The 2,416-nt window shown below is 46.5% G+C and carries 2 protein-coding genes; one reads left to right on the top strand and one right to left on the bottom strand.

Annotated features, from left to right (window positions below; all coding sequences use genetic code 11):
• Positions 1–57 precede the first annotated feature (57 nt).
• Positions 58–1,284, bottom strand: coding sequence for an NAD(P)/FAD-dependent oxidoreductase (locus BSG1_RS19025; protein ID WP_006838861.1), 1,227 nt, complete (start codon positions 1,282–1,284; stop codon positions 58–60).
• A gap of 188 nt (positions 1,285–1,472) precedes the next feature.
• Between BSG1_RS19025 and BSG1_RS19030 the strand changes: the two genes are divergently transcribed.
• A complete protein-coding gene (locus tag BSG1_RS19030; RefSeq protein ID WP_006838862.1) occupies positions 1,473–2,258 on the top strand; it encodes an SDR family oxidoreductase in 786 nt (261 codons plus the stop codon).
• The last annotated feature ends 158 nt before the right edge of the window (positions 2,259–2,416 follow it).

The raw sequence follows: 2,416 nt of genomic DNA on the forward strand, positions 1-2,416 counted from the left end.
CAAGGGGGCGAAACACCTCTCTTTAGTCCGTTAAAGCACTAAGAGGGACAGTCCCTCTTAGTGCTTTAAAGTGTTGAAGTATTGCCGGTCGAGCTTGACTATTTCTGCATCACCATTGGGTTCACCGAGAATTAAGTCTCTTAATATGAGTGATCCAAGCATACTGTATACCGTTCCGTTTCCGCCGTAGCCAAGGAGATACAGCGTGCGCTTTTTCCCAGGAGCAAAGCCGATGTATGGCAGGTTATCCAGAGATTCGCCGAAGCTTGCTCCCCATGCATGGGAAATGTCAATCTCAAGGCCGGGAAACAGGCTTTTGATTTCGCTGCCGATTCTTTTTCCGTGCTTATCAATAACCTCCTGGCTTTGCGGGGCTTCGGGAAGATCTTCATCCAGGCCGCCGGCGACAATGCGGTTATCATTAGTCGTTCTTAAATAGAAGTAAGGTCTGTTCGTTTCCCAGATCAAAGCTCTTTCCCACCAGGAGGATAAATCTTCAATCGGCTCTGTTGCGATGGCATAGGAACGATTAATCGTTGCGCCGATATTTTTACCGGTGCCTGAAGCTTCATAGCCGGTACAGAAGATAACATGATCGGCTGACAAACTGCCCCGCGAAGTATGAAGCACTACTTCTTCTTGGTTTTCCTCTGTACGGTTGACTTCGGTATGTTCAAAAATATCCACACCGTGCTCCCGCAGGTACTGAATGATCCCCATGACAAACCGGTAGGGATTTACTTCGGCATCTTTTCCGGTAATCAAGGCTGCTGATTTGGTAAATGGCAGGTGCTTCTGAAGCTCTTCCGTCGTCCAAAACTCAACTGGAAAACCGTGATGTAACAGAGTTTCATATTCATGGCGAAGTTTTTCTGCGTGTTCTTCCTTGCTTGCAAAACAAACACTCTTTCTTCTCGCAAAGTGTGCATCCAAAGGAAGGGAGTGTGCTGTACTTTCCAAGTGATCGAGGGCCTCCAGGCATAGCTTATAAAAACGTACACCCGGGTGTTCTCCAATCTGTTCTATTAACTCATGAAGCATGATGTCATTGGAAAATTGCAAAAGCCCCGTATTGGCAGAAGAACTTCCTGCCCCGGCCGTCCGCTTATCCACCATGGCCACCTTCATTCCAGCTTCAACGAGTGTATAAGCACATAAGGCGCCGGACATTCCCGCGCCCACAATGACAACATCATAACTTCCATCCGCCGGGAGGCTCCCATCGTGTGTTTCTGTATGTTTGTATGTAGCAGGCCAATATAAATTGCCATTATGCAGATTCATGAGGCATCCTCCTAGTAAAGTTTCTATTTCATATTCCCTGAAGAGGGAGGAGGCGAAACTTTATTACATTAAAGCACTAAGAGGGACAGTCCCTCTTAGTGCTTTAAAGTGTTGAAGTACATAGAAAAGTTTCGGCGTCTTCCAACACGGGAAGATGATAGAAGACTCTCAAATAGGAGGAATTCTAAATGAGCAAAACCATTTTCATCACAGGAGCAGGAAGCGGTTTGGCACGAGGGGCAGCACTCGGCCTGGCCAAGAAAGGCCACCGCATCATTGCAACGACGGAAGTCACGCCGCAAAAGACCGATCTTTTAAGAGAAGCACAAGACCAAGGACTGGATATGGAAGTATTCAAGTTGGATATCACCAATCCGCGCGACCGTGCGCAGATTGACGAATATGATTTTGATGTCTTCGTCGCAAATGCGGCCATTAACGAAGGGGGACCGCTTGCCGAAGTGCCGATGGACAGGTTCCGTGAGCTGTTCGAAGTGAACGTGTTTGCCACCCTTGAAACGGTACAAATCGCCGCACAGAAATTCATGAAAAAGAAAAACGGAAAAATCATCTTCATGAGTTCCATGGCCGGAATCTCGGCAACTCCTTATGTCGGCCCTTATTCCGCTACCAAGCATGCCGTCGAAGGGATTGCGCAGACACTGAGGAATGAACTGGAAGAGTTCAATGTACAAGTTGCCACCATCAACCCGGGCGCATTCGAAACGGGCTTCAACAAACGAAGTGCCGAGGAAATCTGGAAATGGTTCGATGAGGAAAAGAACCTGACTCCAAAAGAGTCGATAAAAGAACAGCACAAAGGACTGGAAGACCAGTTCGATCCACAAGATATGATTGAGAAAATGATTGAAATCATCCCGGCAGATCACCATAAGTTCCGAACGGTGCACCCTCAGGAAACGGAAGAACAGCTGAAGAAAACTCAAAAAGAACGCTGGGATATGGAAATATAAAAGAAGAAAAACATATTAATCAAACGTTTGATTAATGCCAGAGACTCCCTTTTATCAGGGAGTCTTTATTTATGCATGGGTGCAGCGCTTACATAATAGAAGGTTTCCATCCTCTATGCTAAAAAAGCGAAAATGATGGTCCTGATTGGCAGAATTAT

The organism is Bacillus sp. SG-1, from assembly GCF_000181495.1.
Classification (GTDB): domain Bacteria; phylum Bacillota; class Bacilli; order Bacillales; family Bacillaceae_B; genus Rossellomorea.

Coding starts and splice junctions, on each gene's coding strand:
- BSG1_RS19025 (WP_006838861.1), bottom strand. CDS start 1,284: ATGAATCTGCATAATGGCAATTTATATTGGCCTGCTACATACAAACAT.
- BSG1_RS19030 (WP_006838862.1), top strand. CDS start 1,473: ATGAGCAAAACCATTTTCATCACAGGAGCAGGAAGCGGTTTGGCACGA.